This window comes from Microbacterium neimengense (assembly GCF_054782995.1).
Window position 1 is genome coordinate 638185 of the sequence record NZ_BAAGRK010000015.1, and the last position, 22430, is coordinate 660614.

At 69.2% G+C, this 22430-nt stretch carries 20 protein-coding genes; 3 read left to right on the top strand and 17 right to left on the bottom strand.

What is annotated here, in order from left to right; genetic code table 11:
• Positions 1-52 precede the first annotated feature (52 nt).
• The 6 genes from ACYVJS_RS13690 to ACYVJS_RS13715 all read right to left on the bottom strand — a co-directional run bounded on the left by ACYVJS_RS13690 (position 53) and on the right by ACYVJS_RS13715 (position 5586).
• A complete protein-coding gene (locus ACYVJS_RS13690) occupies positions 53-322 on the bottom strand; it encodes an HPr family phosphocarrier protein (RefSeq protein ID WP_460740435.1) in 270 nt (89 codons plus the stop codon).
• A 33-nt stretch (positions 323-355) separates the two neighbouring features.
• Positions 356-2416 carry a PTS fructose transporter subunit IIABC gene (locus ACYVJS_RS13695; protein ID WP_460740436.1) on the bottom strand — a complete coding sequence of 687 codons (2061 nt, stop codon included), beginning with the start codon at positions 2414-2416 and terminating at the stop codon, positions 356-358.
• Positions 2417-2440: 24 nt separating this feature from the next.
• Positions 2441-3385: a 1-phosphofructokinase family hexose kinase gene (locus ACYVJS_RS13700; RefSeq protein WP_460740438.1), complete on the bottom strand. Its 945-nt coding sequence runs from the start codon at positions 3383-3385 to the stop codon at positions 2441-2443.
• Positions 3382-4167 (bottom strand): DeoR/GlpR family DNA-binding transcription regulator, encoded by a 786-nt coding sequence (locus ACYVJS_RS13705; protein ID WP_460740439.1) that lies wholly within the window; start codon positions 4165-4167, stop codon positions 3382-3384. The genes ACYVJS_RS13700 and ACYVJS_RS13705 overlap by 4 nt, the downstream gene beginning before the upstream one ends.
• Before the next feature lie 83 nt (positions 4168-4250).
• Complete coding sequence (locus tag ACYVJS_RS13710) at positions 4251-4682, bottom strand: hypothetical protein (RefSeq protein WP_460740440.1); 432 nt, start codon at positions 4680-4682, stop codon at positions 4251-4253.
• Positions 4683-4812: 130 nt separating this feature from the next.
• Entirely contained in the window at positions 4813-5586 is a 774-nt protein-coding gene (locus tag ACYVJS_RS13715) for a hypothetical protein (protein ID WP_137417202.1), read from the bottom strand.
• A 162-nt stretch (positions 5587-5748) separates the two neighbouring features.
• Between ACYVJS_RS13715 and ACYVJS_RS13720 the strand changes: the two genes are divergently transcribed.
• Positions 5749-7761 (top strand): DUF262 domain-containing protein, encoded by a 2013-nt coding sequence (locus ACYVJS_RS13720; protein WP_460740441.1) that lies wholly within the window; start codon positions 5749-5751, stop codon positions 7759-7761.
• A 10-nt stretch (positions 7762-7771) separates the two neighbouring features.
• Here ACYVJS_RS13720 and ACYVJS_RS13725 read toward each other — a convergent pair whose 3' ends face one another.
• From ACYVJS_RS13725 to ACYVJS_RS13745, 5 genes are all read right to left on the bottom strand, one after another.
• Positions 7772-10774 (bottom strand): DUF2207 domain-containing protein, encoded by a 3003-nt coding sequence (locus ACYVJS_RS13725; RefSeq protein ID WP_460740442.1) that lies wholly within the window; start codon positions 10772-10774, stop codon positions 7772-7774.
• A 32-nt stretch (positions 10775-10806) separates the two neighbouring features.
• Positions 10807-11460 (bottom strand): formylglycine-generating enzyme family protein, encoded by a 654-nt coding sequence (locus tag ACYVJS_RS13730; RefSeq protein ID WP_460740443.1) that lies wholly within the window; start codon positions 11458-11460, stop codon positions 10807-10809.
• A gap of 125 nt (positions 11461-11585) precedes the next feature.
• Positions 11586-11813 (bottom strand): hypothetical protein, encoded by a 228-nt coding sequence (locus ACYVJS_RS13735; RefSeq protein ID WP_344228693.1) that lies wholly within the window; start codon positions 11811-11813, stop codon positions 11586-11588.
• A complete protein-coding gene (locus ACYVJS_RS13740; protein ID WP_460740444.1) occupies positions 11810-12658 on the bottom strand; it encodes a CPBP family intramembrane glutamic endopeptidase in 849 nt (282 codons plus the stop codon). Before ACYVJS_RS13740 ends, ACYVJS_RS13735 begins: the two co-directional genes overlap by 4 nt.
• 32 nt (positions 12659-12690) lie before the next feature.
• Positions 12691-13602: an alpha/beta fold hydrolase gene (locus ACYVJS_RS13745; RefSeq protein ID WP_460740445.1), complete on the bottom strand. Its 912-nt coding sequence runs from the start codon at positions 13600-13602 to the stop codon at positions 12691-12693.
• 64 nt (positions 13603-13666) lie between these two features.
• Here ACYVJS_RS13745 and ACYVJS_RS13750 point away from each other — a divergent pair, with 64 nt between their 5' ends.
• Positions 13667-14272 (top strand): winged helix-turn-helix transcriptional regulator, encoded by a 606-nt coding sequence (locus ACYVJS_RS13750; RefSeq protein ID WP_460740446.1) that lies wholly within the window; start codon positions 13667-13669, stop codon positions 14270-14272.
• A gap of 139 nt (positions 14273-14411) precedes the next feature.
• On the top strand, positions 14412-15911 hold the full coding sequence (locus ACYVJS_RS13755) for an amino acid permease (RefSeq protein ID WP_460740447.1): 1500 nt from the start codon (positions 14412-14414) through the stop codon (positions 15909-15911).
• Between the two features lie 13 nt (positions 15912-15924).
• Here the strand turns inward: ACYVJS_RS13755 and ACYVJS_RS13760 are convergent, their stop codons facing one another.
• The 6 genes from ACYVJS_RS13760 to ACYVJS_RS13785 are packed head-to-tail and all read right to left on the bottom strand — an operon-like array spanning position 15925 to position 22379.
• Entirely contained in the window at positions 15925-17388 is a 1464-nt protein-coding gene (locus tag ACYVJS_RS13760) for a glycoside hydrolase family 28 protein (RefSeq protein ID WP_460740448.1), read from the bottom strand.
• Between the two features lie 60 nt (positions 17389-17448).
• On the bottom strand, positions 17449-18330 hold the full coding sequence (locus ACYVJS_RS13765) for a siderophore-interacting protein (RefSeq protein WP_460740449.1): 882 nt from the start codon (positions 18328-18330) through the stop codon (positions 17449-17451).
• Positions 18330-19454 carry an LLM class flavin-dependent oxidoreductase gene (locus ACYVJS_RS13770; protein ID WP_460740450.1) on the bottom strand — a complete coding sequence of 375 codons (1125 nt, stop codon included), beginning with the start codon at positions 19452-19454 and terminating at the stop codon, positions 18330-18332. The genes ACYVJS_RS13765 and ACYVJS_RS13770 overlap by 1 nt, the downstream gene beginning before the upstream one ends.
• A complete protein-coding gene (locus tag ACYVJS_RS13775) occupies positions 19451-20272 on the bottom strand; it encodes an ABC transporter ATP-binding protein (RefSeq protein WP_460740451.1) in 822 nt (273 codons plus the stop codon). Before ACYVJS_RS13775 ends, ACYVJS_RS13770 begins: the two co-directional genes overlap by 4 nt.
• Entirely contained in the window at positions 20263-21342 is a 1080-nt protein-coding gene (locus tag ACYVJS_RS13780) for a FecCD family ABC transporter permease (RefSeq protein ID WP_460740452.1), read from the bottom strand. The genes ACYVJS_RS13775 and ACYVJS_RS13780 overlap by 10 nt, the downstream gene beginning before the upstream one ends.
• Positions 21339-22379, bottom strand: a complete 1041-nt coding sequence (locus ACYVJS_RS13785; protein ID WP_460740453.1) for a FecCD family ABC transporter permease — start codon at positions 22377-22379, stop codon at positions 21339-21341. Before ACYVJS_RS13785 ends, ACYVJS_RS13780 begins: the two co-directional genes overlap by 4 nt.
• Between the last annotated feature and the right edge of the window lie 51 nt (positions 22380-22430).

The window sequence follows — 22430 nt, forward strand, 5'->3', positions numbered from 1 at the left end:
GGATGCGGCACCCGCAGGTGACCGCATCCGCCTTCTTCGTATGAAGGACGCCTTACTCGGCGTCGAGGTCCGTCTCGAGCAGCGTGACGAGCTCGTCGAGAGCCTGGTCGGCCCCCTCACCCTCCGCCTTCAACGTCACGACGCTGCCGTGCGATGCGCCGAGACCGATGATCGACAGGATGCTGCCGGCGTTCAGGTCGGGGCCGCCCTCGAGCGCGATCGTGACGGGGAGCTTCTTCTCCTGCACCGCCTGCACGAAGAGCTTGGCGGGGCGGGCGTGAAGGCCCGAGCTGCTGGCGATGGTCGCCTGACGTTCTGCCATGAGTGATTCCTCTCGTCTTACCCTTCTATGCTCTCAGGCCGCGACGGGTGCTGCAGCCGCTTGCGCCTGAGTGAGTTCCTTGCGTCCGACCCACTTCTTCAGGGCCACGACCGCGAGTGCGGTGACCAGGGTTCCGGCGACGAGCGCGAGAAGGAAGCCCCAGATCGGGTCGATGGCGAAGAACACGAAGATGCCGCCGTGGGGGGCGAGCGAGGAGACACCGAGCGCCATGCTCAGTCCGCCGGTGACAGCACCGCCGATGAGGTTGGCGGGGATGACGCGCAGCGGGTCGGCCGCTGCGAACGGGATGGCGCCCTCGCTGATGAAGGCGGCGCCCAGCAGCCAGGCCGCCTTGCCGTTCTCCTTCTCGACAGGCGTGAACAGGCCGCGCGCGAGGACGGTCGAGGCCAGTGCCATGGCCAGCGGCGGGACCATGCCCGCGGCCATGACCGCCGCCATGATCAGGAACGGCACGGCGTGGATGTCGGCCGTCGACGCGCTGGCGAGTCCGGCGGTCGCGAAGGCATACGCCACCTTGTTGACGGGGCCGCCGAGGTCGAAGCACATCATGAGGCCGAGGATGATGCCGACGACGACGATCGCACCGGTACCGGCGAGGTCGGTCAGACCCACGTTCAGTGCGTCCATGAGGGCGGCGATCGGTCGGCCCAGGAAGAGGATCATGAGCCCCGAGGCGATGATCGAGCCGATCAGTGGGATGATCACGACCGGCATCAGACCGCGCAACCAGCGCGGCGGGTTGAGGCGTCCGAGCCACCAGGCGATGAAGCCGGCGAGCAGACCGCCGATGATGCCGCCGATGAAGCCGGCGTTCATGAGCACCGCCACCGCACCGGCGACGAAACCGGGGGCGATGCCGGGGCGGTCCGCGATCGCGAATGCGATGTAGCCGGCCAGCGCCGACACCAGGAAGCCCATCGAGGTCGCACCGATCATGAAGGCGACGGAACCCAGGTACTGACCGATGGGGCCCAGCGGCGACGTGATGTTCTCCGTCGGCAGGTTCCACAGCGAGTTATCGATGATCACCTTGCCGGCGTCAGCGGTCACCTGGTAGCCGCCGAGCAGGAAGCCGAGAGCGATCAGCAGACCGCCGCCGGCGACGAACGGGATCATGTAGCTCACACCCGTGAGGAGGATGCGCTGGATCTTCGCGCCCCATCGCTCGTTCCGGACGGGAGCGTTGCTCGACGCCGAAGCGGAACCGGACGCGGCCGGCACGCGTGCGCCGTTCGGGTCCTTCGCCGCGGCAAGAGCCTCCGTGATGAGGGCGACGGGCTGCTCGATGCCGCGCTTGACGCCCGAGCGCACGACCGGCTTTCCCGCGAACCGCTGCGGCTCACGCACATCCACGTCGACGGCGAAGATCACCGCGTCGGCGTCGTCGATCACGCTCTGCGGAAGCGCCTTGTAGCCGCTGGAACCCTGGGGCTCCACGATGAGGTCGATGCCCTGCTCCTTGGCGGCCGCGGTCAGCGCGTCGGCGGCCATGAAGGTGTGCGCGATACCGGTCGCGCAGGCGGTGACGGCGACGATCCGCGCGGGGCGACCATCGACCTCGAGCGCGGCGGATGCGGATGCGGCGGGTGCCGCCTGAGTCGTCGCGGGCGCTGCGGCCCGCTCCTCGCCGATCGCCTGACGCACGATGGACACCACGGCGGCGGCGTCGGCGGCCTGGCGCAGGTCGCTGGTGAACGACTCCTGCATCAGGCTCCGCGCAAGGCGCGACAGCACGGCGAGGTGCTCCTCGGCGGCGTCTGCGGGAGCGGCGATGAGGAAGACGAGATCGGCGGGGCCGTCGCCGGCGCCGAAGGCGACGGCGGGCTTCAGTCGCGCGAAGGCGAGAGAGGCCTGCGAGACGGCGGGGCTCTTCGCGTGCGGGATCGCGATGCCGCCGGGCAGGCCGGTCTCATCCTTCTCCTCGCGCGCCCAGGCGTCGGCGAACAGCGCGTCGGCATCCGTGGCCCGACCCGCGGCGACCACGCGCGCGGCAAGGGCCCGGATGACGGCGGCCTTGTCGGCGCCGAGATCTTCGTCGAGGACGACGAGCTCCGGTGTGATGGTGTCGGACACGATGACCTCCAGTGGTCGGGTTCGTCAGCGGATGATCCGCTGCACGGGAATCTCGGCGGTCACAAGATCCGCCGGGGTCGGGGGTTGGGTTCCAGGAAGGGATGCGGCGGCCGCGCCGTACCGCATCCCCATACGCAGACGTTCGGCGGGCTCGGCGCCGGCCACATCGGCCAGCAGGTATCCGGCGAGGGAGCTGTCGCCCGCGCCCACCGTGCTGACCGCGGTGATGCGGGGAGCCGTTCCCACCCAGACGCCGTCCTCTGTGACCAGCAGCGCACCAGCGGCGCCGAGCGTCACCAAGGCCGCACCGACACGCGGGCCGACGAGGTTCTGCGCGAGTGCGACGATGCCGTCGATGTCGCGGGTGTCGGCGGGAGCGCCGGTCAGCTCGGCGAGCTCATGCTCGTTGGGCTTGATGAGATCCGGGCGGGCCTCGGCCACGGCCGCCGCGAGCGCGGCGCCGGAGGTGTCGAGGGCGATGCGAGGAGTCGCGTCGCCGTGCGCGGCACGCACAGCGAGGATCGCGCGCACGTAGAAGTCGTCGCCCGCACCCGGCGGAAGGGATCCTGCCAGCACGAGCCAGTCGGCACCTGCCGTGGCGGCGACGATCGTCTCGATCAGCGCGCCCGCATCCGCCGCGTCGAGCTCGGCGCCGGGCAGGTTGATCTTCGTCGTCGTGCCGTGCGGGTCCGCCAGTGTGAGGTTCGCACGGGCGTGGCCGTGCACGGGAACGGAGCGCACCGGGATGCCGGTCTGAGCGAGCGCGGCGGCGTAGGGATCCCGGTCGGCCAGCGGAAGCACGGCGAGCGTCGCCGTTCCGGCGGCGGCAACGACGCGGGAGACGTTCACGCCCTTGCCGCCGGCATCCTCGCGTACGGCGAGGGCGCTCTGCACCTCGCCGACCTCGAGCGGGGCTGCCAACGACACGGCTCTGTCGAGCGACGGGTTGGCGGTGACGGTGACGATCATGCGACCACCACCTCGATGTCGGCGCGCTCGAGCGCTTCGGCCAGCTCGGCGGGCGGAACCGCATCCGTCACGAGCACGTCGAGAGCGGACAGCGGCGCGAACGAGACGAGAAGCTCGAGGTCGAACTTCTGCGCGTCGCAGAGCACCACGACGCGCCGCGCCGCCGCGACGGCCGCACGCTTGACGGCGGCCTCTTCCGGATCGGGGGTGCTGAGACCGAACGCGGCGGAGAGTCCGTTGGTGCCGAGGAAGGCGACATCAGGGCGAAGACCCTCGATCGCGGCGACGGTCGTCGCCCCGACCGCAGCGCCCGTCACGCGACGCACCCGACCGCCCACGAGGGTGAGGTCGATGCCGTCCTGTTCAGCGAGCAGAGGTGCATGGGCGAAGGAATGCGTAACGACATCCGCGCGCCCTCCGCGCATCGCCAGGGCGGACGGCAGCTCCTGCGCGAGTGCGCCCACCGTGGAGCCGGCGTCCAGCAGCACCGATCCGCTGAAGCGGTCGCCGAGGAGGTTCAGCGCCGCACGGGCGATGCGCCCCTTCGCATCGCTGCGTTCATGGATGCGTTCGCTGATCGACGTCTCGCGAGTGCTGGAGCGGCCTTGAGCGACCGCTCCACCGTGCACGCGCTGCAGAACTCCGCGCTGCTCCAGGGCTGCGAGATCGCGTCGCACGGTCTCTGTGGTGACGTCGAAGCGTGCCGCGAGATCGACGACGACCAGTCGTCCCTCGGCGTCCAAGATTCGCTCGATCGCCGCCTGGCGCTCCGTTGCGTACATGATCCTCCTCGAAGGATCAACACATTACAACACATAGCCACACAAACAAACGGTCGAGCCGGGTAAAAACCACACGGAGTCGATCACATGAGCCGCGGGCCGGCCGGAGTGAGCGTGACGATCATCCAGCTGCGCTGTCCGTCGGAAGTGCGTCGCAGGCGAGCCCAGTGCCCGGACGAGGTGACGACAGCGTCTCCGCGCAGCAGACGCCGCGCGTCGATCTGGCCGTAACCGGCGCTCGCGATCGCGAACTCGATCGCCTTGCCGTCTGTCGCGTGCATGTCGACACGCACGAACGAGGCCACGATCGCGACAAGGAAGAGCAGGAACCCGCCGAAAGCGAGAATCAGCACGGCGGGCACCACCCCCAGGCCGGCGAACGGGATCGTCAGCGCCAGGATCGCGGCGACGATCAGCGCGCCCCCGCCCAGGATCGCGCAGACGACCATGACGATCATCCATGTCCGCATCGCCCGCGCTCTGGGCGCGTCGATGACCACCTCACTCGGCTGCATGCCCTCCCCCTCGTCCCGCTCAATCCTGCGCGATCGCCTCCTGCCGACCCCGCCTCTTGACGCGCGAGCGCGTGCACGCAAAGCAGTGGCCCGATCCGCACTGCGGACCGGGCCACCGTTGTAAGAGGTCTCAGGCCTCGCTCATGGCCTGGACGGCCGCCTGGCCCTTCGCCGCGTAGTACGCGGCGCGCGCCGCATCCTTACGCGCCTGCTCGGCGTAGCCGTGCTCGAGCACGTCCTGCGGAACCTCGACGCTCTCGACGTGGTTCACACCGTGGTACTTCTCGATGTACGCGTCGAGCTCGGGACCCGACGTCCACGAGGTGATGAGGCAGTAGCGCGGGTCGGTGCCGTTGTGCGTTGCCGCGTGCCAGAGGCGCTGCGTGTCGATGATCAGCTGCGCGCCGGCGGGAAGCGCGATGCGCACCTCGCCACGCGGGTCCGTGCGGTTCTCGCGCAGAACGAAGTAGCTGTCCTTGTCGTCCGTCAGGTTGAAGAAGCCGCGCACGACCCAGCCGGTTCCGTCCGGGTTCAGGCGGTTGTTGTCGTCCTGGTGCAGGTTGTACAGACAGTCGCCGTAGGGCGTGGGCTGCAGCTCGATGACGCGGCAGCGGCCGACGTTCGCGCCGGGCTCCTGCGCGCGGCGCACGAGGTTCGGGGCCTTCGCGACCTGCGAGTCGATCCACACGCCGTCCTTGTCGGTGCGCGGCGGCTTGTGGTTCCAGAACCCGTTGCACTCGATCTCGCCGAAGGCGCTGGCAAGAGGAGCGAACCGGGTGTCCCCCGAGGACTTCCAGTCGTTGTACTCGATGTCGAGCCACTCTTTGGGATCGAGCTCCTGGTTGTAGCTGTCGAGGACGACGTAGCCGGTCTCCTCGAGAGCGGCGGACTTGATGTAACCCATGACGAATCATGCCTTTCGGTGGGGGGTCAGCGCGTTTTTACTGGCCCAGGTAAGGTCAGCCTACTCGGGCTCCCCGGCAATACCCGGGAGGCCCGAGACCCCGGCCTAGAGTGGTCTGGTCGCCCCGCGCGACGCGCTCCGCCCGCAACGAGATCGAGGATCATGGCCACCGCCACCAACGTCGATGCGACCGCCGTCAACACGATCGCCTGGCTCAGCGATCCCGACCTCGCCATCGTCGTGCCCGTGTACCAACGGCAGTACCGCTGGGACATCGGCGGGTGCGAGCAGCTGTTGGCCGATGTGCGCCAGGTCGCCGATCTCCCGGAGGGCCACACGCACTTCCTGGCATCCATCCTGTCGTCGCGCGGCGGGGACTCCGACGACGCCGAGCTCGTACTGATCGACGGTCAGCAGCGCATCACGACGCTGATGCTTCTGGTCGCCGCCCTCGAGCACACCGTGCGAGACAGCGACCCTGCGCTGGCGGCACGCCTGCACGAGGTGCTCGTGCGCGGCGGCGAGACCCACCGCACGAAGCTGCGCCCCCACCGGGCGTGGGCGGACGTCTTCGAGAGCGTGGTGCTCGACCGGCGAGATGCCGACGCCGAGGATCGCACGTCGCGCTTCGACGACAACTATGCGTTCTTCCGCAGCCAGATCCGACCTGAGGAGGCGCCCCGCATCTGGCGAGGGCTCCAGCGCCTCGAGCACGTCGCCATCGCGCTCGGCGCCGACGCCAATGCGCAGCAGATCTTCGAGAGTCTGAACTCGACGGGCGAGCCCCTGCGCGACCACGAGCTCATCCACAACTACATCCTCATGGGCCTCACCCACGCGGAGCAGACCGAGATCGAGGAGCGGTTCTGGCTGCCGATCGAACAGAACACGGGTGAGGCGATCGCCGACTTCTGGCGCCACTACCTGGTGATGCGCACCGGACGCGAACTCACGGGTGGAACGACGCGCGCCGTCTACGACGCATTCCGCGGCGAGTTCCCGGTGCTCGAAGCCGAGACCCTGGAACGGGATGCGGCCGAGTGGAAGGCGTATTCGGAGATCTACCGCGTGCTCCTCGAGCCCTCGCACGCCTCCGACGAGGGCGTCGCCGCGCAGCTTCGCTTCCTCGGCACGTTCGGCCGCGGCACCTTCCCGCTGGTGATGGCCGCCTACCGTGACCACGAGCAGGGCGTCATCGACCGCGACGCACTGATCCAGACGCTGGAGGATCTGCAGGCGCTGCTGCTGCGCCGGCTGGTCGTCGGTCTCACGAACGATAGGCTCGTCGCCCGTCTGTGTCGTGCGCGAGCCGAAGGGCCCGAGGCGCTGAGCCACGCATTCGGGCGCATCACACCCTCCGACGAGCGGATGCGGATCGCCCTCAAGTTCACTCCGCTGCCGCATCCCGCCTACGTGCTGGCACGCCTCGCCGGACGCGACTCCGCGGCGGATCTCGACGTCGAGCACGTCGTTCCGCTCGCACCCGGCGACGGCTGGAGCGGCGACGGCGTTCGGACCTGGAGCGAGTTCTCGGAGGACGAGCAGAACAGCCACCGCGCCCTGGCGGCGACGCTGGGCAACCTCGCTCTGCTCGAGGAACCGCTCGCGGAGCGGGCGCTCGACCGTTCGTTCCCGGACAAGCGCGACCTGTACCGCCGCAGCACCGTCGGACTGACCGCCTCCGTCGCCGACCTCGAGGCCTGGAACACCGCCGCGATCTCCCGGCGCACCGTGGAGCTGATCGAGCTGTTCCTCGCGGTGTGGCGCCGGAGAGCCGATGTACTTATCGACGACGACGATCTGACCCCCATCCTCGACGCGAAGAAGCGCCGCGGGTTCCCGCCGGGCTGGCAGCAGGAGTGGTCGTACGTGGAGTACCGCGGCGAGCACTGGGAGATCTACGACATCGCGTCCCTGTTCAACCGCATCTTCAAGCGGCTGTGGGCCGATGCCCGCGAGGACCTCCTGTCGTTCAGCGCTCGGCGCGGCGGTCCGGTCTACGAGACCCGGGCGTGGAACGGCCAGTGGGACGAGCTCGGCGATGGAGCCTTCCTCTACATGGGCTGGGACTCGCGTTACATGCTCGCCGCCGTACAGGGCGTGCTCGAGGAGGCGGGGATCGCCGCGGAGGTCTTCGTGAAGTACTCCTACATCGGCAACGCGATGCGCGACTGAGCCGCGGAGCTCACGCGTCTCGCTGCGGGTCGCGCGCCCGCATCCAGGCGCGGTTGTCGGGTCGCTTGGGCGCAGTGACGGGCCTCACCGCGACAGCGGCGGCGATCACGGCGACCAGAGCGAGCCCGCAGGCCGGCAGTTGGATGGCGACTTCAGGCCAACCGGCGGGGATATCGGCGGTGGCCCACACTCCGACGATGACGGCGCCCAGCGCGGTAGCCGGGGTGAGCCACCAGAAGACATCACGGACGAACCCGGGAGGCATCTGGCGTGTTCCGCGCACGCGCCAGGCAACGACCGCGGCCAGGCCCAGGGCAACCGCCACGGCGGCGGTCGAGAGCACGATGATCGTGGGAAGCGCCCAGGCGAACTGCTCGGCGTCGCGCGCGGCGGGATCAGGACCCGCCCACGTTCCGGCGGGGAACTCCATGAGTACCCCCAGATCCGAGTAGAGGCTGTCCGTCGGATAGCCGTACTCACCGCGGGTGACCTCGAAGGAGTGCACGCGTCCGTTCGGCGACGCATCGTCCGACTCGGTGATCGTGCCCGCCTTCTCGCCGGAGGAGGGTGACGGCTCCAGCTCCTTCTCGAGCGTGCCGAAGGCGTACGACGAGTCCTTCCAGTCGCGTGACTCCTCTGATGTCTCAGGGTCCTCCCGCAACCAGCCGGCCGAGATGGCCTGCCGCGCCACGTCGTCGTCGACGCGCACCGAGACCGTGACCGGGTCGGGCTCGGACGGGTACGTCCACCCGCTCTCCCATCCGTCCACCAGCGCCGCCCATCGGATGCGGTCCACCGGCTCGCCCTCTCGCTCCGACGTCCGCGAGGCCTCCCCCGCCACGGCCGGCGAGGTATAGCCGTAGCGCACCTCGACCTCGGCCCGGCCGCTGCGCACCTGGGTCATCGCGGTCGTGATCGTGCCCGCGTCGTCACGGAGCGACAGATGGAACGGAACTGCCTCGCCGTCGACGCGCACCTCGTCGACCTCCAGGCCGAGCGACTGCCCCTCGACCGAGGCGAGCACGGGGGTCGCGAACTGCGGCACACGGGCCGATCCGTCGTCGAAGTCCACCACCGTGGTCTGCACCACGTCCAGACGCGGTCGGTCGCCGTCCGCGCTGAGGCGCGCGTCGACGCCCACACTGGCCACCTGGGTATAGAGCGTGCCCGGGTCTTCGAAGTCCCATCGCTCGTACGTGGTGAGCCGAAGGTAGGGATTGGGCATCACCGCGACGAGCACGACCGCGCCCGCCACGATCAGGAGGGCGGCGGCACGTACGAGCAGGCGGGGCCACGATAGGAAGTCCGTGGTGCGCCATGCGCGCAGGTCTGCGTCGCCGCCGAGCTCCCGCTCGACGAGCGCCGCGACACGGCGACCAGCCTCCCGCGGATCCGCCACGACCACGGCATAGGGCAGCAGTGCATCGTCGATCGTGGTGCGCTGCAGCATCGAGGTGCGGCGGGCGTAGACGTCGACACCCGCCAGGTGCTGCCGCGCGAGAGCGCCCTTCCGGGTCAGCGGACGGGCTGAGGCGGCGATCCACAGCACGATCGCCGACACCGCGAGTGAGACGAGCACGAACAGACCGGGCCACCAGATCACCGCGAGCGTCTCCTGGTGCGAGAGCTGGCGGATGATGGCGAGCTGCACGACGGTCAGCGCGAGCGGCGCTGCGATGAACCAGTCGCGGACGAAGCCGCTCGGGATGCGTCGGAATCCGTCTGCGATCTGGCGCGATCTGGTTCGGTCGAGCAGGTATCCCGCGCGTGCCCGGAATCCATCGCCGACCCGGCCCGTCCGTCGCGCCGCGCGCCCCGCCGCGATCAGGGCCGTACGCCTGACGGCGCGACGTGTGCCGCGCACCGCGGCGACGGCGAGCGCGAGCTCACGGTTGCGGGGACGTTGCACGATCTGCACGGCCTGCGCGACGGAGACGCCCTTCGGCGGATCATACTGGGCGACGTACCAGGGGCGACCGCGCGCATCGCTCCATGCCACGGCACGCGCGGCGATGGCGAACGGCAGTGTGAGCAGAAGGATCGCCAGCGGCAGGAGCGGACCGAAGGTCTGCAACAGGAACAGGCCTGTCGGCGGCGGCATGGTGAAGGTGCCCTCAGGGAACAGCATCCGGAACCATGCGGTCGCGTGCGGGGGGACGTTCTGGTCGACGGTGAACGCGTACGTCTTCTGACCCGGCGGCGAGTCCTCCTCGGGCTCGAGCCAGTCCATCCCGCTCACCAGGGTCCAGGCGACGCCGCCGGAAGGTTGACGACGAAGCAGCGCGTCGAGCTCATCCGGCACCGTCACGCTGACATCGAGCGCAGCGAACCCCTGGGGCCAGTCCGGCCCGAAGACGCTCCACTCCAGCAGATCGACGGCGTCACCGGTGATGTCATCGGTCGACGTGTAGGCGAGGTCCTGGATGCGGTAGCGCAGCACGAACTCGTGGTCGCCGCTCAGCCGGTCGCCCGTGTCGAGCACAAACGTGAGCCGGTCTCCCCTCTCCCGCAGGCGGGGCTCGACAGTGACGCCGTCGATCGACGCCGTCACGTCCCGCGGCGCGAGATCGTGTCCCTGGTACTGCGTCGACAGCACACGCCGGATGCCCGACTCTTCGACGTCGTCGGGGAAGAAGGCTGTGATCGTCTCCACGACCTCCGCCTGCAGCCGCCCGTCGTCGTCCCGCGTGAACGTGTAGTCGACGTCGAAGTCCCGCGCGATCCACGTGTCCGTCGCGTGCTCAGCCGAGTCGGTGATCTCCTCCAGCCCGAGCGGCGGGTTGATGATCGGCCCGACCAACAGGAACGCAGCGATCGCCGTCACGACGATCCAGAAGCCGCCGATCGTCATGCGAAGCGGCCGGCCGCCGTGCGAGCGCAGCCAGGCCTCCCACCGCACGAGCCACCGCGACAGCAGAGCCCACAAGGGTGTCGGACGCGGGCGGTCGTCGGCGAATCGCTCCTCGCCGTCCGCGCGCGGGGCCAGCTCCCCCGACTCCCCCTCGTCGCTCATCCGACCCAGCGTAGGGGGTCGCGGAGCGCGCCCTACGACTCCTGTGGACCGCGGGCCAGACGCATGCCGATGTCGTCTCCGCCCGCATCCGGGAGCGCGCCACGACGCGTGGATGCCCGCGCGCTGAACGCGTCACTCGCGAAGCTTCCCCCACGGAACACCCGACGATCGTCGTCTCCCGAGGGGTCGAGCAGATCCCAGCACCACTCCCACACGTTGCCGAGCGTGTCGAAGAGCCCGTTGAGATTCGGCATCTTCCCGCCCACCGACTGCGCACGCGCAACGCCGTCCGCCGCCGTCCACGCGACCTCCGTCACCGGACCGTAGTGCGCCGCGGTGGAACCGGCGCGGCAGGCGTACTCCCACTCCGCCTCGGTCGGGAGGCGGTAGCCGTCGGCGTCCCGGTGCCAGGTGACCTCCGCGCCGTCGAAGCCGTAGGCGGGATCCAGCCCCTCCCACTCGGATGCGGCGTTGCACAGACGCACCGCACGCAGCCAGCTCAGGTCGGTGGCCGGCACTCGCGGGTGGCGCACTTCGATCCCGAGGAGTTCCGCGAGCAGCTCCTCCGTCACGGGGTATACGCCGATCTCGAAGGCATCGATCGCGACGGCGCGCCGCGATCGTCCGCGTGCGTCGCCCAAGGGGACGGTTCCGGCATCGAGTGCCCGCATCTCGATCTCCACCATTCCGCCACCCTACGTCGGCCCCGCGCCGGCTGATCTTCCGCGAAACTGCATCCTAACCACGAGATCACGGGTAACGACAGTGATCTCGTGCGGGAGATGCAGTCTCGCGGTGAGGAGAGGGCGGGCTAGACGATGCCGCCCACCATCGCATCGCGGCGGAGCTGCTCGTGGGTCGCATGGAACTTGCCGTCCGACGTCCACCAGGCCTCGTGGCCGGCGGCATCCGGATGCTGCTCGATCACGACGGGCCAGTGCTCCTTGATGTTCTTCAGGTAGTAGCGAATCTCCCCGCCCACCGTGCGCTTCTCGACCTTGTCGGATGCTTCGAGCTGTTCCTTCGTTGGCTCAGTCATGGGCTGAGCATAGGGGCGGGCGCCCGGCGAGCGCGAGCGTCGCGCCACAGCAGCCAGGCGCACACCAGTCCCTGCGTCATCACGATCGCGCTGATGGTGGACGCGATGACTCCCGCGGACTGATCCGCGGCCGTCAACAGATCGAATCCTGCGTGCCAGATCAGCACCGGCACGATGCTCCAGCGTGCCTCCTGCGCCATCCATGACAGAAGGAACGATCCCGTGACGAGAGCGAGGATCCAGCCGATGATTCCGGCGCCCATGGCTGTGTAGGTCGGATTGAAGAAGAACGCGGGAGCATGCCAGCCGATCCACACCGCCGCGACGACCAGCGAAGCCCAGAACACCGACAGCCTGCGCGTGAGCGCGGGGAGGAGCCACCCGCGCCATCCCGATTCCTCCCCCAGCCCGAAGGTGACGACCCACACGAGGGCCACCAGCGGCCAGGCGAGGTCGGGGAGCTTCTCCGTTGCGCCGAACCTGGCCAGATCCGGCCAGGACCCGGAGACCCCCGCAGCGACGCCGTATCCGATGACGAAGTAGACGACGGGCATCCCCACGGCAGCGATCCACCACCGCGCGGGGAACCGCACGGAGAACGCGCGCCGCGCCCATCGCGCCCCCTCGCGCCATCCGCCTTCCCAGAGGGATGCGGTCAGCGCGCCGCACGCGGGCCCGAGAGAACCCAGAAAGAACGTCCACGGCACGGTGGCGAGCCCGCCTTGCTGCGCCTGGACGACCAACGGCGCCCACAGGATCCACGTCACGCCGAACGAGACGCACAGGAACACCGCGACACCGCCGCGACGCACGGCTGCTTCCGGGATGCGGCCCGAACCGGTCATGTCGTCAGTGCACACCCGCGCGCGTCCGCGCGCTACGTCGCGACGCCGGGGAAATTCGCCAACCACCCGCGAAGAGACGCTGCCATCTCCGCCGGAGCATCGGAGGGCACGAAGTGTCCGGCCCCCTCGATCACCTCGACGCGTGCGTGCGGGGCGATGGCGCGCCAGCGGGCGAGCTCGGGCCCCCGGAACGCGATGTCGCTGTCGCCCCACACGATGAGGACGGGCAGCGTCTCCAGCACCGAGAGTCCGGCCTCCAGTTCCGCGAGATGGGGCGTCGCGACGACGATCTCCCGTGGAAGCACGGCGCTGAATCCCCGCCGGCGCGCGGTCCCCAGAGCGCGACGGTAGTGCGCCATCTCGGCTCGCGTGAGCCGACGCCGTCGATGGCCCATGGGGATCATCAAGTTGACGAAGAGATTGGCGCGACGGGTGAGGAACGCGCCCATCCGCCCACCCATCGCACCGGCGAACCGCGTGAAGTGCGGGTCGTGCGCGACGGGCCAGGCCCACGTGTTGCCGAGCACCACGCCCCGGAATCCCTCCGGGCTCCGCTCGATCAGACGCAGACCGATCGGGCCGCCCCAATCCTGCGCGACGAGCACGACGTCCTCCAGGCCGAGAGCCTCGACCAAGAGCTCGATGGCTTCCGCGTGCGCGACGAAGGTGCCGTCGAAGTCGTCCGCGGCATCCGAAAGCCCGAAACCGGGAAGGTCCGGCGCGACGCATCGCACGGACGGGGGCATCGCCCGGATGACGTCACGGTAGACGAACGACCAGGTCGGGTTTCCGTGCAGGAACAGCAGCGTCGGTCCGCTCTGTCCCGGTGCGGCCGTGTCGACGTAGTGGATGCGGTGACCCCCGACGGTCACCGAGGCGGTCTCGAACGGGTAGGCGTCGCGATCGACCCACTCGGGCAGAATCGCCTTCTTCTGTGTGTCCACATCGCTCTCCCCTCAGATGGTTGATAATTTAAACCGTTGGTGTGCAAGAGAGCAAGGAGCAGTTGTGAGCGGATACCACCAGTTCTGCGGGCTTGCGGTATCGCTCGACCTGATCGGGGACCGTTGGAACCTCCTCATCGTGCGCGAGCTCCTGATCGAACCGCGACGATTCCGGCAGCTGCGCACCTCGCTCCCCGGTGCCGCCAGCAACCTGCTGACCAGCAGGCTCCGTGACCTGCAGGATGCGGGGATCGTGAGCCGCGCGGAGGACCCGGGAAAGAAGGCGGTCGTCTATTCGCTCACGCCGCGAGGAGCGCAGCTACGCGAACCCGTCTTCGCCCTCATCCGCTGGGGCGCTGCTTCCATGGCGGACGGCCCGAGGGAGGGTGACACCGTGCGCGGGGAGTGGGTAGGACTCGCGGCGGAAGCCCTTCTCTCCCCCGGCGCCGCGATCCAGGCGTCCGCGACGGTCGATGAGAGTTCCGCGCGCGTGCATGTCGAGCTCGGCGCCGAGAGCGCGGAGAACCGAGCCGTCCTCGATGGCCCTCCCGCAGCCGTGTTGGGCGCGATCGCGGGCGCGCTCCCGATCGCAGCCTTCGTGCAACGAGGCGGCAGCATCGAGGACCCGGACGATCTGCTCGGGCGTGGTCGCACCGGCATCCCTTCCTGACGGCGCGCGCCGCGCGGCGACTACCACTCCTGTAGGGAGTTGTACACACGGCGCGATGGACCGTGCGCGCACTGTCGACGGCGGCTATCCTCCCTGAGTGGCTCCGGACGCCACGGAATCCGTCGAAAGTGAGCACCACGTGAGTCTTCTCCGCACCAAATCGGTCGAGCAGTCCATCGCAGATACCGAGGAACCGGAGTTCCGCCTCAAGAAATCGCTCAGCGCGCTCGATCTCACCGTGTTCGGCGTGGGTGTCGTGATCGGCGCCGGAATCTTCACACTCACGGGGCGCGCCGCTCACGAGGTCGCCGGTCCCTCGATCGTCATCAGCTTCGTGATCGCCGCGATCGCGTGCGGCCTCGCGGCCATGTGCTACGCCGAGTTCGCCTCGACCGTGCCGGTGTCGGGTTCCGCCTACACGTTCTCCTACGCGTCGCTCGGCGAGTTCTTCGCCTGGATCATCGGCTGGGACCTCATCCTCGAGATGTTCCTCGGCGCGAGCGTCGTCGCGCAGGGATGGAGCGCCTACCTGGGTGCCTTCCTCGAGCAGATCGGCATCGTGCTGCCCGAGCAGCTCTCGTACGGCGGCGCGGTGGACGTGCCCGCGATCCTGCTCGTCCTCGTGCTCGGCGCACTCATGACGATCGGCATCAAGGAGTCGCTGCGCGTCAACCTGGTCCTGGTCGCGGTGAAGCTGTTCATCGTGCTGTTCGTCATCATCGCCGGACTCATGTTCGTCAACCCCGCCAACTACGCGCCCTTCGTCCCGTCGGCAGAGGCGACAGCATCCACCTCCGGACTCACGCAGCCGTTGCTGCAGTTCCTCTCGGGCATCGAACCGGCCACGTTCGGCGTCGGCGGCATCCTCGCAGGTGCAGCCCTGGTGTTCTTCGCCTACATCGGATTCGACGTCGTCGCGACGACCGCCGAGGAGACGCGGCGTCCGCAGCGCGACATGCCGATCGGTATCATCGCCTCGCTCATCATCTGCACGATCCTGTACTGCGCCGTGGCACTCGTGGTCACCGGCATGGTCTCGTACCGCGACCTCGACCCCGCAGCAGCCCTCGCCAACGCGTTCGCCTACCACGGCCAGTCGTGGATGGCGACGGTCATCTCGGCCGGTGCGGTCGCAGGGCTCACGACCGTCGTCCTGACGCTGCTGATCGGTGCGACGCGCATCATCTTCGCGATGTCGCGCGACGGCCTGCTTCCGCAGAAGCTCGCGCGCGTGCATCCGCGCTGGCGCACCCCGTGGGTCATCTCGATCGTCGTCACGATCGTCGTCGCCGTCGTCGCGGGTGTCACCCCCGTGGGAGTCCTCGAGCAGATGGTCAACATCGGCACACTGTCGGCGTTCGTGCTGGTGTCGATCGGCGTCGTCGTCCTGCGTCGGACGCGCCCCGACCTGAAGCGCGGCTTCCGTGTGCCGTGGAGTCCCGTACTCCCCATCCTGTCGGCGCTGATCTGCACCTATCTGATGCTGAATCTCTCGGTCGAGACCTGGTTGCGCTTCCTCATCTGGCTCGCCCTCGGCGTCGTGATCTACTTCGCGTACTCTCGGCGGCACGCGCGGGTCGGCACCGGCGACTTCCTGAATCCTGCGACGCCGCGGGTCGTCGCGCCGCCCGAGGAGTGATCGGGCCCTCGCGTCACAGCGAGGGGTAGGCGGGGAACACGCACGGCGCCGCCTCGGTGGGGGTCGGTGCATCCGCATCCGAGACGTGCACATCGGATCCGTTCGAGTCCAGTGCCGCTCCCCCGAAGACGGCCCCGGATGCGGTGATGTCCGCGTCGGAGGCCTCAACCCCACCTGCGTCCACATCGACGTTCTCGAGCCGCACGCGCAAGGGATGTGCGGCGTCGGCGCCCTTCAGCACGGACGTCGCCCCGTGCGGCGAGTTCGTGGCGCGCAGGTCTGACACGACGATGTCCTGGAATCGCGGGACGTTCGGACCGTTCGACCCGCCGTAGAACGGGTCAATGTCGATCGGCGCCTTGACGGCATCGACGCAGATACGCCGGTACGTCACCTGCTGCACGACGCCGCCCACATTGGGCGAGCTCTTGATCCGGATGCCGGTCGATGACGTACTGACGTTCCCGAGGGCGTCGGTGCCGCTGACGGTGTCGTCGGCGACGAGCACGTCGCTCACGCCGGCCGTCGTCTCGCTGCCGATTGAGATTCCGTGGGTTCCGAAAAGGTGGTTCCCGAGGATCGAGATGTGCGCTGACGGTTGCGAGCCCGCCTTCACGGCCACTCCGTCATCGCCGTCCATGATCCAGGAGTCGGCGATCGTGACATCCGTCGCTCCAGCCGGGTCGATCCCGTCGGTGTTCCGCGCGGTCGCGGGCGTCTGAATGCGCACCCCCCAGACCGTGAGTCCGTCGGCGTTCTGGAACGAGACATGGACGCCGGCAGCGTCGACGAGGTCGATGTCGTGCAGGCTGACATCATCCGCCTTGGTCGCCTGCACGAGTCGCGGCACGTTCTGGATGCCGTGCCCCTTCGCCGACTGAGCGAGGTCCCACCAGCTCTGCGACGCGCCCAGCATCGCTTGTCCGCCGCGCCCGTCGATACGTCCCTGTCGTCCTGCCGAATCAAGTGTCGACGCCAGACCGGCGTGCGCGCCGGCGAGCGTGAGCAGCGGCGCGCACCCGCCGCCGCTTCTGCCCACCGTGCCACAGGTCTCTCGACCCGCGATCTGGTAGTCGGCGGGATTGCGTGAGCCGTAGAGCGTCACCGTCGAATCGAGGAGGAGGACTTCACCCTGGCGCACGGTCAACGGACCGCTCAGGAAGTCGGTCAGCGTGTCGGATGCGGCCAGCCGAACCGCCACGACCGAATCGTCGGTCCTGGCGCAATCGTCGAGCGCCTGCTGGATACGTGCGGTGTCGGGCGGTGCAGCCTCGTCGGCGTCGTCGCCCGCACCGCCTGTCAGGGTGCGTTGAGCTGACACCGTCGCACAGGTCCGGCTGGGCGCGACGGGTTCGGAGACCTGGCGCCGGTCCCCCGAGGCGAGCTGTCCGGCCGATGAGATCCCGGCCGGACCGGCACACCCGCTGAGGACCAGAAGAGCGAGCAGTGTGCCCACGACGACGAATCGGTTCCGCACGGGCGGATCGTCCCAGGAACGCGTATGCGTAGGCCGTGCGTCGGCGATGTGTCCGCCGACCTACGAGTCGTCGTCGACTTCAGCGTGATGATCGAGGTTGGTGACCCCCTGCTTCCAATACCCGTCGACGTCCACGCGTTCCTTCGCCAGGCCCAACTCTCGCCGCAGGTAACGGCGTATGGGCGTCAGCACCGTCGCCTCGCCCGCGACGAAGACGAACGCGGGTTCCGAGTCGGGCAGGTGCACGGATCTGATGGCGACTTCGAGCGGCGACCACGCTCCGCCGACGGCGCGCGCACCGTGACGGTGCACCCAGCGGATGTCCGCGTCGACCCCATCCCGGACGTCCAGCGGCTGTTCGTCAGCGGCACCGTCCACCTCCACCACTGCGGTGACCCGAGAGCCAATCGGCGCCTCCTCGAGGACGCGCATGATCGCCGGCAGCGCGGTCTCATCTCCCGCCGCCAAATAGTGCGGGTAATCCGTCGGAAAGAGGATGTTCCCACGCGGCCCGAGCTGACCGATCTCGTCCCCGGGTCGCGCACGCGCGGCCCACGAGCCTGCGATGCCGTGCGGGTGCACGACGAAATCGATCGTGAGCTCTCCCCCCTCCCGCTCGTATCCGCGCACCGTGTAGTCGCGGAAGATCGGCGTGCCGAGCTCCGGCGGTACGTGCCATCCGCGGTCCGTGATCACCGGAACGGCGAGCCGACCGCTCGCCGGATCGGGAAAGAACAGCTTGACGTGGTCGGTCGGCGCGAAGGCGCGGAAGGGAAAGCCGTCGTGCAGATCCTCCGCTCGGAAGGTGATCCGGCGATAACGGGGAGCGAGATCGCGCACGCCCACCACGCGGAGCAGGCGCCGACCGAGTGTGGGCACCACCTCGATCCGTGTTCCCCGCAGGTCACGTTCCGCATCCTCTTCGCTTGTCGCTCTGCTCATTATGTTCCTTCTGTGCGCGAGGAGCGCACCTCGTGTGGACGAAAGTGCGCGGTGGGCGTGACAGCCACGAGCCCGAGCTCGCGAAGGCGCGGCATGACGGATGCGCACAGCAATTCGACGGAACGCCACGAACCCACCGGGAAAGCGATGAAGCCGTCGATGACGCCCGCGCGGGCTCGCGCGGCGATCGCGGCGACGGCGTCCGAGGCGGTGCCCACCACAGCCCAATGCGGCCCGACCGTGCGTCGTCCACCGCCCGACGGGTAGGTCGCGCGCTCGATCTCGGCAGCCTCTTCGCGTGTGTCGGCGAGTAGAAGGCTGAGGCCGGGGAGCAGGCGCGGACGCTCTGCCCGACCCGCGGCGACCGCCGCGTCCTGGATAGCGGCACGCTGGGTCGCGGCGTCCACGGCTTCGATCGCCGCGGCGAACAACGCATCGGCCCGCCGTCCCGCCACTGATACTGTGGCTTCTCCCCCACCTGCCACCATGAGCGGCAGGGTCTGCTCGGACGGCAGCGGCAACGGCAACGGCAACGGTCCAGCTACCCGGAAGTGCGCACCGACGTGGTCGATGGGTCGCACTCGCTCGATGTCCACCAGCACCGACGCGGCACGATCCACGACGAAGGCGTCCGCGGGGAATCCGCGTCGCAGCGATTCGACGACGTCGATGAACTCCTCGGCACGTTGCCATCGCTCCGATGAGCTCGGTGGCCTCGATCCTGAGAACTGCGTATCACCGCTTCGCGAAGTGACGACGTTCCAACCGACCCGCCCCGGTGCAAGGTGCTCAAGGGAGACCAGCTGGCGCGCGACCGCGTACGGCTCGGCGAACGTCGCCGAGACCGTTGCGATCAATCCGATCGTTCGCGTCGCCATGGCCAGTTGCGCCGTCTGCACGATCGGGTCCAGGCCCAAGTGGGCGGGGTCGCGCCCGACGCTGTCCACGGGGAGGGTCAGGGCGTCCGGTCGGAACGCGACGTCGAAACCCGCCGCCTCCGCCATCACTACGGCATCGACGATCGGAGCGCCGGAGAAGAGCTCCTCCACCCGTGAGTCGGGCCGGCGCCACGCCTCACCGCGCATCCAGGTCGGCGCCGCGGAGAATCCCGCAAACAGGCTCATGCGACACTCTCCCGTTCCGTCAAGTCCAGCGGGGCGATCGGCACCACCATCGGTGTCCCCGTGACGGGATGGGGCTGCACCAGCGCGCGGAGCCCGAATGCCTCCGCGAGCACCTGTTCGGTCATCGCATCCGCGGGAGAGCCGCTGCCGAGGATCCGCCCCTCACGCATCACGATCAGGTGGTCGGCGTAGCGGCATGCCTGATCGAGATCGTGCAGCACCAGAACGACGGTCCGCGCTTCGGCGCGGTTGAGCCGACGGCAGAGTTCCAGCACCTCCATCTGATGCGCGATGTCGAGGTACGTGGTCGGTTCATCCAGCAGCATGACCGGTGTCTGCTGCGCCAATAGCATTGCGATCCATACCCGCTGACGCTGTCCCCCAGACAGTTCGTCGACGGCGCGCTCACGCAGCTCGCTCACACCCGTGGCACGCATCGCGGCGTTCACCGCCGCCGCATCCTCCGGCGACCACTGCTGGAGCAGACGCTGATGAGGAAAGCGCCCGCGTGCGACGAGCTCGGCGACGGTGACGCCATCGGGCGCGGACGCGGTCTGGGGCAAGAAGCCCACCCTCCGCGCCAACACTTTCGGCGGCATGCGACGAATGTCCTCGCCGCCGAGCAGGACCCGCCCCGATGCCGGTACGAGCAGGCGTGCAAGACCGCGCAGCAGCGTAGATTTGCCGCAGGCATTCGCTCCGACGATCACCGTCACGCGGCCCTCCGGAATGAGCACGTCGAGCGCTTCGATGATCGTGTGTTCGTGATAGCCGAGCGTGAGTTCTCGCGCTTCCAGCGAGTTTTGCGTCAACGCCATCCCCTCCCTTGAACGGCCCCGCGACGGGGCAGCAACAGCCAGAGCAGGTACAAGCCGCCCACGACGCCCGTCATCCGTCCGACCGGCACGGCGAAGCCCACCGGCATCAGTTGGGTGACGAGGTCCGCGGAGAGCAGCAGCGCTGCCCCCATCGCGGCGGCCGCAACGATCGGAGGCCCGTCGGCGCGCAGCAGCCGTCGCGCCAGTTGCGGTGCGGACAGCGCGATGAACGCGATCGGACCGACCGCCGCCGTCGCCGCAGCGGCGAGGGCGACAGCGCAGACGATGAGCGCGAAGCGCGTCCGCTCGACGTGCACGCCGAGTTGGGCGGCGACGTCATCGCCCAGCTCCATGAGACCGGCTCGGCGTGCGAGCATGACGATGATCGGGAGCAGGATCGCCACCGCACCGAGCACGGGCAGCGCATGGCTCCATTGACGAGCATCGAGCGAGCCCGACAGCCACAGGTTGGCCTGGCTGGATGCGTCGATCGTGCCGCGCACGAGGAGCAGACCGTTCACAGCCGAGGCGATCGCACCGATCCCGATGCCCACGAGGATGAGCTGACGCCCCGTCACGCCGCCCCCTCGCCGCGCCAGGACGAGCACCAGTCCGGCTGTCACCGCGCCTCCGATGACTGTCCCGATCGCGACCTGGCTCGGCTGTGCGCCGAACAGAACGATCTGAACGAGCGCTCCAGTCGCCGCGCCGGTGGTGAATCCGATGACGTCGGGTGATCCGAGCGCGTTGCGCGCGAGCGACTGGAAGAGGGCGCCGGAGACGCCCAGCGCGGCGCCCGCTGCGATGGCGCTGACCACACGCGGCAGCCGGACGCCCTGCACGGCGCGTACGGCCACCGGGTCCTCGCCGATGCCGAAGACTGCGGGCAGCACCGCATCCCACGGAACGGGGAAGCGCCCCACGGTCATGGCGAATGCCGCGGCGGACAGCGCGACGACCAGAAGAGACGAGACCACGAGAACGGTGCGTGCCCGCACGAGAAGCGTGAGACGGCCGAACCTCACGACGCGGCGGTCTCCCGGCGCCCGGAGAGCGGTGATCTCTCTCATAGCGGAGCCAGACGACGGCGCCGAACGAGCGCGACGAAGAAGGGTCCGCCGAGGATCGCGACCATGATGCCGACCCCCACCTCGCCGGGAGGAGCCACGACTCTCCCCAAGAGGTCTGCGAAGAGCACGAGCGCCGCACCGAGCAGCATGGCGAGCAACAGCACTCGGCGGTGGTCCGACCCCACGAGTCGGCGAGCGACGTAGGGGGCCGTGAGGCCGACGAACGCGATCGGACCCGCCGCCGCCGTTGCGCCGCCGGCGAGCAGGACGACCGCGAGCCCGGAGCAGGTCCATACGAGGGACGGACGAGCCCCCAGAGCACGTGCGGTCTCCGTCCCGAGCGAGACGGCGTCCAACATGCGCGACAGCAGAAGCGCGATGAGGATCCCGAGACCGATCAGGATCGTCGCGGGCCACAGGACGTCCGCGTCACGCCCGGCCAACGAGCCCACCGCCCAGGCGCGGAAACGGTCGAAGACGATGTCGTCGCCGTTGACGATCACGATCTGGGCGAGAGCACCGAGAACGACCGACAGCGCGGCTCCGGCGAGGACGAGGCGGACGGGGTCGGAACCTTGGCGCACGCCGCCCAGCAGCATCACCAGGGCACCGGCGAGCGCGGCGCCCACCAGCGCAGCGGCGAAGTACGCGAAGGGGGCGACGATCCCCATGACCGCGATGGCTACGGCTACGGCGACGGCCGCGCCGGCATTCACTCCGAGCAGACCGGGCTCGGCGATCGGATTGCGGGTCAGGGATTGCATCACGACGCCGGCCGCGCCCAGCGCGGCACCCACCAGCACCGCGAGCGCTGCCCTGGGCAGCCGCCGGCTCAGGAGGAGGAGATGGGCATCGTTCGTGGGGTCGAAGGCGAGCACCGCTCCGACGAGGTCGCCCGGTGCGAGCATGCGCACGCCCACGATCGAGCTGAGCGCGATGAGGACGAGGACGCCGAGGAGGGCGGCGCCCGTCACGGCGCCCGAGCGTCGGGGTGTCGCGCGCCCGGGCGCGCTCGCCGAGTGGGTGTCAGTGGTCATGGTGGGTTTGGTGGTAGGTCGAGACCGGTCGGCCTCGCCCGGGGGCGAGGC

Bases quoted from the DNA above. Each gene is read 5' to 3' on its own strand.
- ACYVJS_RS13690 (WP_460740435.1), bottom strand. From the start codon at position 322: ATGGCAGAACGTCAGGCGACCATCGCCAGCAGCTCGGGCCTTCACGCC.
- ACYVJS_RS13700 (WP_460740438.1), bottom strand. From the start codon at position 3,385: ATGATCGTCACCGTCACCGCCAACCCGTCGCTCGACAGAGCCGTGTCG.
- ACYVJS_RS13705 (WP_460740439.1), bottom strand. From the start codon at position 4,167: ATGTACGCAACGGAGCGCCAGGCGGCGATCGAGCGAATCTTGGACGCC.
- ACYVJS_RS13710 (WP_460740440.1), bottom strand. From the start codon at position 4,682: ATGCAGCCGAGTGAGGTGGTCATCGACGCGCCCAGAGCGCGGGCGATG.
- ACYVJS_RS13715 (WP_137417202.1), bottom strand. From the start codon at position 5,586: ATGGGTTACATCAAGTCCGCCGCTCTCGAGGAGACCGGCTACGTCGTC.
- ACYVJS_RS13720 (WP_460740441.1), top strand. From the start codon at position 5,749: ATGGCCACCGCCACCAACGTCGATGCGACCGCCGTCAACACGATCGCC.
- ACYVJS_RS13725 (WP_460740442.1), bottom strand. From the start codon at position 10,774: ATGAGCGACGAGGGGGAGTCGGGGGAGCTGGCCCCGCGCGCGGACGGC.
- ACYVJS_RS13730 (WP_460740443.1), bottom strand. From the start codon at position 11,460: ATGGTGGAGATCGAGATGCGGGCACTCGATGCCGGAACCGTCCCCTTG.
- ACYVJS_RS13735 (WP_344228693.1), bottom strand. From the start codon at position 11,813: ATGACTGAGCCAACGAAGGAACAGCTCGAAGCATCCGACAAGGTCGAG.
- ACYVJS_RS13740 (WP_460740444.1), bottom strand. From the start codon at position 12,658: ATGACCGGTTCGGGCCGCATCCCGGAAGCAGCCGTGCGTCGCGGCGGT.
- ACYVJS_RS13765 (WP_460740449.1), bottom strand. From the start codon at position 18,330: ATGAGCAGAGCGACAAGCGAAGAGGATGCGGAACGTGACCTGCGGGGA.
- ACYVJS_RS13770 (WP_460740450.1), bottom strand. From the start codon at position 19,454: ATGAGCCTGTTTGCGGGATTCTCCGCGGCGCCGACCTGGATGCGCGGT.
- ACYVJS_RS13775 (WP_460740451.1), bottom strand. From the start codon at position 20,272: ATGGCGTTGACGCAAAACTCGCTGGAAGCGCGAGAACTCACGCTCGGC.
- ACYVJS_RS13780 (WP_460740452.1), bottom strand. From the start codon at position 21,342: ATGAGAGAGATCACCGCTCTCCGGGCGCCGGGAGACCGCCGCGTCGTG.
- ACYVJS_RS13785 (WP_460740453.1), bottom strand. From the start codon at position 22,379: ATGACCACTGACACCCACTCGGCGAGCGCGCCCGGGCGCGCGACACCC.